Below are 7,568 nucleotides of genomic sequence, written 5' to 3' on the forward strand. Positions count from 1 at the left end.
GTCCGGGGGGACCCCCATCGCCCCTGACGGAACGCATGCCCACAACGGGGGCCGAACCGTGGCCCGCCGGGTGCGCCCTGCCGCGGGGCGGGCGCGTTGCCCACAACGCGGGCCGAACCGCGGCCCACCCGGCCTGCCCGCGGCGCTACGGCTGGCTGTAGCCGTCGAGGAAGCGGGTGATGCGGGTTACCGCGTCTTCGAGGTCTTCCTTGTGGGGGAGGGTGACCAGGCGGAAGTGGTCCGGTTCGGGCCAGTTGAAGCCCGTACCGTGGACGATCATGATCTTCTCGGCGCGCAGCAGGTCCAGCACCATCTGCCGGTCGTCCCGGATCTTGTAGACCTTGGGGTCGAGCCGCGGGAAGGCGTAGATCGCGCCCTTCGGCTTCACGCACGAGACGCCCGGGATCCGTGTCAGCAGTTCGTGCGCGGTGTCGCGCTGTTCCAGCAGCCGGCCGCCCGGGAGCACCAGGTCCTTGATCGATTGGCGGCCGCCGAGCGCCACCGCCACCGCGTGCTGCGCCGGGACGTTCGCGCACAGCCGCATGTTGGCGAGGATCGTCAGGCCTTCGATGTAGCTGGAGGCGTGCTCCTTCGGGCCGCACACCGCGAGCCAGCCGCTGCGGTAGCCCGCCACCCGGTACGCCTTGGACAGCCCGTTGAAGGTCAGCGTCAGCAGGTCGGGGGCGATGGCGGCGGTCGGGGTGTGGGTGGCGCCGTCGTAGAGGATCTTGTCGTAGATCTCGTCGGAGCAGACGATGAGGTTGTTGCGGCGGGCGATCTCCGTGATGCCGCGCAGGAGTTCGTCGCTGTAGACCGCGCCCGTCGGGTTGTTGGGGTTGATCACGACGATCGCCTTGGTGCGGTCGGTGACCTTGCGTTCGATGTCGGCCAGGTCCGGCATCCAGTCGGCCTGCTCGTCGCAGCGGTAGTGCACGGCGGTGCCGCCCGCGAGCGAGACGGAGGCCGTCCACAGCGGGTAGTCGGGCGCCGGGACCAGTACCTCGTCGCCGTCGTCGAGCAGCGCCTGCATGGACATCTGGATCAGCTCGGAGACGCCGTTGCCGAGGTAGATGTCCTCGACATCCAGCTCGATGCCCTTGGTCTGGTAGTACTGCATCACCGCGCGCCGCGCGGCCGGCAGGCCCTTGGCGTCGCCGTAGCCGTGCGCCGTGGACAGCGAGCGCAGCATGTCCTCGAGGATCTCCGGCGGGCACTCGAACCCGAACGGCGCCGGGTTGCCGGTGTTCAGCTCCAGGATGCGATGGCCTGCTGCCTTGAGCCGCATGGCCTCTTCGAGCACCGGGCCGCGGATCTCGTAGCAGACGTTGGCGAGCTTCGTTGACTGGATGACCTGCATGTCCGCAACCTTACGGGCGGGCGGTGGCGGTGGCGCGGTGTTTCCGCCACGTGGACGGCGGCTCCCGGCCACGCCCCGTACGGAACGCGCCGCCTCCTAGGCCGCCGGGGTCCGTCGGACGGAGCGGCCCGCGAGGACGTCGGTCCGCCGGCCGTCTTCGATGACGAACCGCCCGTCGACGAGCACATGCGGAATACCGGTCGGAAGGGTCCGCGGACTTTCGAATGTGGCACCCGCCGCGACGGTCGCCGGATCGAAGAGGACGAGATCGGCGCGGTAGCCCTCGCGGATCAGACCCCGGTCGGGGAGCCGGAGGCGGGCCGCGGGGCGCGACGTGAGATGTGCCACGCACTCCTCCAGGGAGAGGATCCCCAACTCGCGCACGTACTTGCCGAGGTACTCCGGGAAGGTGCCGTAGGCCCGGGGGTGCGGCTTGCGGCCCTGGAGGATGCCGTCGCTGCCGCCGGTGTGGACGCGGTGCTTCATGATCGCCCGCACGTTCTCCTCGTGGCCCACGTGCTGGAGGATCGTCGTGCCCAGCCGGTCCTCGGTCAGCAGGCGGCGGGCGGTGGCGAACGGGGCCTCCCCGCGCTCGGCGGCCGCCTGCGCGACCGTCCTGCCGACGTACGCCGCCAGGGCGGGGTCGGAGACGCCGGAGATCTCGATCGTGTCCCACTCGATGGGGACGCCGTGGCAGCCGTCGGCGCCCTCGACCTCCATCACGTGCCGGATGCGCTCGGCCTCCGCGTCGTCCCGCAGCCGGGCCAGGATCTTCTCCGGGCCGCCCTCGCTCGCCCGGCTCGGGAGCATCGCGACGAGGGTCGTGCAGCCGGGGAGGTAGGGGTAGGTGTCGAGCGAGATGTCGGCGCCCTCGGCCAGGGCCCGGTCGAGGAGGGTGAGCAGCTCGGGGGCGCGGCCCTGGTTCACGCCGAAGTTCATGGTGGCGTGGGCGAGATGGAGCGCGCAGCCGGCGGTCCGCGTGAGGGCCACCATCTCCTCGTACGCCTCCAGGGCCCCGGCGCCGTACGAGCGGTGGTGCGGGCAGTAGTAGCCGCCGTAGGCCGCCACGACCCGGCACAGCTCGGTCAGTTCGGCGTCTGAGGCGTACATGCCGGGGGTGTAGGTGAGCCCCGAGGAGAGGCCGACCGCGCCCTGCTCCAGGCCCTCGGCGACGAGTCGCCGCATCTGCTCCAGCTCGGCCGGGGTGGCGGGGCGGTCGTCCCAGCCGACGGCGAGCATGCGGACGGTGCCCTGCGGGACGAGGTAGGCGGCGTTGACGGCGATGCCCTCGTCCAGCCGGTCGAGGTACTCGCCGACCGTGCGCCAGGTGAAGTCGATGTCCGAGCCGTCGCCGTTCCAGCCGGTGATCTGGGTGCGGACCTCGGCGAGGGTGCGGTCGTCCACGGGGGCGTACGACAGGCCGTCCTGGCCGATGACTTCGAGGGTGACGCCCTGGGCGGCCTTGGCCTCGTGCGCGGGGTCGCGCAGCAGGGCCAGGTCGCTGTGCGCGTGCATGTCGACGAAGCCGGGGGAGAGGACGAGGCCCTCCGCGTCCAACTGGCGGCGCGCGACGGGGCGTTGGCAGCCCGCCGCCGCGGCCTCCTTGACGATGGAGACGATCCTGCCGCCGTCGACGACCACGTCGGCGCGGTACGACGGGGCGCCCGAGCCGTCCACGACGTCCGCGTCACGGATGACGAGGTCCACGCCTGCCCCCTAGAAGAACGTGCGGATGTAGTCCGTGACCGTGCCGTCCGCCTCCGCCAGGGGGATCAGCTGCCACTTGTCGAAGGACGTGCAGGGGTGGGACAGACCCAGACAGACCCAGTCGCCGACCTCCAGGTCCGCCGCCTCGTCCGTGAGGGCCAGCCAGGCGTGCTGGTCGGACAGGGCGGTGACCGAAACGCCGGCGGCCGGGCGGAGGGAGCCGTCGCGGGCGGAGCGTACGAGATGGGGCTCGGGGAGGTCCAGGTCGTACGCGGCGTCGCGCTTGCCCGCGTTCAGGAACGCCTGGCCCGGCTCGGGGCGGGAGACAACCTGGGCCCAGAGCTGGAACGCGGGCTGGAGGGCGCCCTCTTCGGGGATGCGGTTGAAGGGGGTGATGCGGCGGTAGTGGCCGTCGTCGTGCGAGACGTACGCGCCGGAGCGCAGCAGCTTCAACACCGGACGGGAGAGTTCCGGCAGCTCGGCGAAGATGTCCGCGACCGCGTCGAACCAGGCGCTGCCGCCCGCGCTCACCACGATCTCCTCGGCGTCCGCGAACCGGCCCGCCTTGTCGAACTCGGCTGCGAGGGCGGTCAGTTGACGCAGCCAGGCGCGCACCCGGTCGTTGTCCGCCCGCGGGACCTCGCCCTCGTATCCGGCCACGCCGACCAGGCGGAGGCGCGAGGTGTTCGCGACCGCGTCGGCGACCGCGGCGCAGTCCGCGGGCGTGCGCGCGCCGGTGCGCGCACCGGCGCCGCCCGCCAGTTCCACGACGACGTCGACCGGGCGGCGGGCGCCGTGGGCCGCCAGGGCCTCGTCCATCAGCTCGACGCCGCGGGCCGAGTCCACGTAGCAGACGAAGCGGAAGCCGGGATCGGCGTCCAGCTCGCCGGCCAGCCAGCGCAGGGCGGCCGGGTCGACCAGCTCATTGGCGAGGAAGATCCGCTGGATGCCGAAGGCGCGGTAGACGCGGGCCTGGTGCGGCACGGCGGCCGTGATGCCCCAGGCGCCCCGGGCGAGTTGGCGCTCGAAGAGCTGCGGGGCCATGGAGGTCTTGCCGTGCGGGGCGAAGGCAAGGCCGTGGACCGCCGCGTAACGCTCCATCAGGGCGAGGTTGTGCTCCAGCGCCTCGGCCGACAGGGCGAGTACGGGGGTGGTGAAGCCGCCGGTGAACAGGTTGCGGCGCTCGGCGGCCAGCTCGCCGACGGTGCGCCCCTCGGCGTCGGGCGGGAGGGCCTTGAAGCGGTGGTCGATCCGCTCGTCCCCGAGCCGCCGGGCGGCGGTGCTCGCGGTGGTGTTCTCGGCGGCCATGGAGCCTCCCTGTCCGGCGTTGCAGCATGTGCAACCGTCATTGCGTATGTCGCTTACCGCTGTCTAACATCCACGCAACTGCCGGGTCAATGGAGCGAGTCTGTGGATCGAGTCGATGGAGCGAGGAGCGCCGGGGCGGCCGTGGCGGCGGGGCCGGGCGTCGAGGTCGTGTGCCTGGGCGAGTCCATGGTCACCTTCCTGCCCACCCGGCCCGGGCGCCTCGCCGACGTACCCGCCTTCGAGCGCGGGATCGGCGGAGCCGAGTCGAACGTCGCCTGCACCCTGGCCCGCGCCGGGCACGCCGTGCGATGGGTGAGCCGGGTCGGCGCCGACGGATTCGGCGAGCACCTGGTGGGGCGGATCGCCGCCCACGGGGTCGACGTCGCGGACGTGCGGCGCGATCCGCACCGGCCGACGGGGGTGTACTTCCGGACGGCGGGGGAGCGGGTTGTTTCCGCGGCCGTAGGGGCGGAGGCCGGTTCCGCGTCCGCGGGGGCCGGTTCCACGTCTGCGGGGGCTGGCTCCGCGCCTGCGGGGGAGCAGGTCGTCTCCGCATCTGCGGGGGAGCGGGGCGCTTCCGCGGCCGTGGGGGAAGAGGCGCACGAGTCCGCGGTGGAGGCGCCCGGGTGCGCGGTGGCGGAGATGCGAGAAGAGGGGGCGCACGAAAAGGAGGCGCGCGGAGAGGTGCCGGGCGAAGTGGGGGCGTACGAAGAGGCGCCGGGCGAAGTCGCGTACTACCGCGCCGGTTCGGCCGCCGCCGCCATGTCGCCCGCGCTCGTCCCGCGCGACGTGGCCTGGTCCGGCCGCGTTCTCCACCTCAGCGGGATCACCGCCGCCCTCTCCGACGACTGCCTGGCACTCGTACGTGAACTGACCGCGCCGCGCCCGGGCCGCCCGCTGGTCTCCTTCGACGTCAACTACCGCGTGGGGCTGTGGCAGGCGGCCGCCCGCCGCAAGGAAGCCGCGTCCGGCAACCCCGTGCCGGGCGCCGCGGGACCACGCGTCCTCCTCGACCTCGCCCGCGGCGCCGACCTCGTGTTCGTCGGAGAGGACGAGGCCGAGGCGGCGTGGGGCGTGCGCGGGGCCGAAGACCTGCGGGACGCGCTGCCCGAGCCCGGGGTGCTGGTCGTCAAGCAGGGCGCGCGGGGCGCCGTCGCGTACGCGCGGCAGGCGGACGGCACGGACACCATCACCTTCGAACCCGCCCTCGCCGTCGACGTCGTGGCGCACGTCGGCGCCGGGGACGCGTTCGCCGCCGGGTTCCTCTCCGGAACCCTGCGCGGTCTTCCGATCGCCGCCCGGCTGCGCCACGGGCACCTCATGGCTGCCGCCGCACTCGCCGTCCCCGGCGACCTCGCCGCCCCGCCCGCGCGCGCCCACGCCAACCGGCTCGCGGCGCTCGACCCGGCGGAGTGGGCCGCGCTACGGCTCGGGCCGGGATGGACGGGGCGCGAGGGGGAGATGGGCGCGGAGGTGACGGGCCCTGTGGAGGCGGGCGCTGTGGAGACGGCTGAGCCGGAGACGGCCGAGACGACGACTGTGGCTAAGACAGCTGAGACGGAATCGGCCGCGGTGGAGACGGGTGCGGTGGAGATGACCGCGGCGGAGACGGGTGCGGCGGCAGCCGGGGCGGAAACGGCCGCGGTCGAGGGCGATGCGCCGGGTTCGGGTCCGTCCCCGGAGGTGCGTACGCCATGAGTCAGACCGTCGACCGCGCGCTGAGCATCCTGCCGCTGCTGGCCGAGGGTCCCGCCAACCTGGAGCAGGTCGCGCAGCGGCTCGGGGTGCACAAGTCCACCGCGCTGCGCCTGCTGCGCACCCTGCACGAGCACGGCATGGTCTACCGCCAGCGGGACCAGCGCTACCGCCTCGGCGCGCGGCTGTTCGCGCTCGCCCAGCAGGCCGTGGAGAACCTGGACGTACGCGAGATCGCCCACCCGTACCTTGTCGAGCTGAACGAGAAGTGCGGGCACACCGTGCATCTCGCGGTGCACGAGGAGCACGAGGTCCTCTACATCGACAAGGTCGAGAGCCGCTATCCGGTGCGCATGTACTCCCGTATCGGCAAGCCCGTCGCGATCACCGTCGCCGCGGTGGCCAAGCTGCTGCTGGCCGACCTGCCGGAGGCGGAGCGGCGGACGCTGGCCGAGAAGCTCGACTACCCCCTCTACACGCCCCGTTCGACGCCGAACGCCGCCGCCTTCCTCAAGGAGCTGGCCGCCGTACGCGAGCAGGGCTGGGCCACCGACCTCGGCGGCCACGAGGAGTCCATCAACTGCGTCGGCGCGCCCGTCCGCGGCACGGACGGGCGGGTCGTCGCCGCGTGTTCGGTCTCCGCGCCTAACGTCGTCGTCACCGCCGACGAACTGCTCAAACTCCTCCCGCTCGTGCGGCGCACGGCCGAGGCGATCAGCCGTGAGTACGCGGGTAGGGCGCCGTCGTCGCCCTGACGCGCGGCCCCGGCCCGCAAGCCGTCCCCCCTCCGACACTCTCCCCGTACAACTCCCCACCGAAGGAAGAAAGTTCCATGACCGAGAAGACCGCCATCACCCCGGCCACCCACACCGCCCCGCCCGCGAAGTTCTCGCTCGGCGTCAAGAAGGGCAACATCCTCCAGGTCGCCGGTCAGGTCGGGTTCCTGCCCGCCGTCGAGGGCCAGGGGCCGACGCCCGCCGGGCCGACCCTGCGCGAGCAGACCCTCCAGACGCTGGCCAACGTCAAGGCGGTCCTGGAGGAGGGCGGCGCGAGCTGGGAGGACGTGATGATGGTCCGCGTCTACCTCACCAACACGGACCACTTCGCCGAGTTCAACGGCATCTACAACGAGTACTTCGCCGACCTGAAGGAGGCCCCTGCGGCGCGGACGACGGTGTACGTCGGACTGCCGATGGGGCTGCTGGTCGAGATCGACGCGCTGGCCGTACTGGGCTGACCGGGCGCTGGGCGCTGTGCCGCCGGCCGTGAGGGCGGTCATGCGGCGCGCCGGCGTGAGGCGGTCGTGCGGCGCGCCGGCTGCGTTGGGCCGGCGCGCTCCGGTCGGCGTGCTTCCCGCACCCGGACTCGTCCCCGCATGGCGCGGCGCCCGCTTGTCTCCCCCGCTCGGGAGGCGGCGCGCGCCGTGCCGAGCGGCCCTGCCCGCAGCCGCGTACCGGCGCGGCGCTCCACGCACCGGGCCCAGCCCACGCACCGGCCCCAA

The 7,568-nt window shown here is 73.1% G+C and carries 6 protein-coding genes; 3 read left to right on the plus strand and 3 right to left on the minus strand.

Annotated features, from left to right (window positions below; genetic code table 11):
* Positions 1-145 precede the first annotated feature (145 nt).
* The 3 genes from AOK16_RS16635 to AOK16_RS16645 all read right to left on the minus strand — a co-directional run bounded on the left by AOK16_RS16635 (position 146) and on the right by AOK16_RS16645 (position 4,372).
* Positions 146-1,357: a pyridoxal phosphate-dependent aminotransferase gene (locus tag AOK16_RS16635; RefSeq protein WP_055473027.1), complete on the minus strand. Its 1,212-nt coding sequence runs from the start codon at positions 1,355-1,357 to the stop codon at positions 146-148.
* A 96-nt stretch (positions 1,358-1,453) separates the two neighbouring features.
* A complete protein-coding gene (locus AOK16_RS16640; RefSeq protein WP_055473028.1) occupies positions 1,454-3,064 on the minus strand; it encodes an N-acyl-D-amino-acid deacylase family protein in 1,611 nt (536 codons plus the stop codon).
* A gap of 9 nt (positions 3,065-3,073) precedes the next feature.
* Positions 3,074-4,372: an alanine racemase gene (locus AOK16_RS16645; RefSeq protein WP_055473029.1), complete on the minus strand. Its 1,299-nt coding sequence runs from the start codon at positions 4,370-4,372 to the stop codon at positions 3,074-3,076.
* A gap of 102 nt (positions 4,373-4,474) precedes the next feature.
* On the opposite strand from AOK16_RS16645, the gene AOK16_RS16650 reads away from it, so the two are divergent.
* From AOK16_RS16650 to AOK16_RS16660, 3 genes are all read left to right on the plus strand, one after another.
* The gene (locus AOK16_RS16650; protein WP_276202508.1) at positions 4,475-6,070 is read left to right on the plus strand and encodes a sugar kinase; all 1,596 of its coding nucleotides are present in this window, start codon (positions 4,475-4,477) and stop codon (positions 6,068-6,070) included.
* Positions 6,067-6,822 carry an IclR family transcriptional regulator gene (locus AOK16_RS16655; protein WP_055473030.1) on the plus strand — a complete coding sequence of 252 codons (756 nt, stop codon included), beginning with the start codon at positions 6,067-6,069 and terminating at the stop codon, positions 6,820-6,822. Before AOK16_RS16650 ends, AOK16_RS16655 begins: the two co-directional genes overlap by 4 nt.
* Before the next feature lie 77 nt (positions 6,823-6,899).
* A complete protein-coding gene (locus AOK16_RS16660; RefSeq protein WP_055473031.1) occupies positions 6,900-7,304 on the plus strand; it encodes a RidA family protein in 405 nt (134 codons plus the stop codon).
* Positions 7,305-7,568: the final 264 nt, after the last annotated feature.

It is taken from the genome of Streptomyces pathocidini (assembly GCF_001418495.1).
GTDB lineage: Bacteria > Actinomycetota > Actinomycetes > Streptomycetales > Streptomycetaceae > Streptomyces > Streptomyces pathocidini.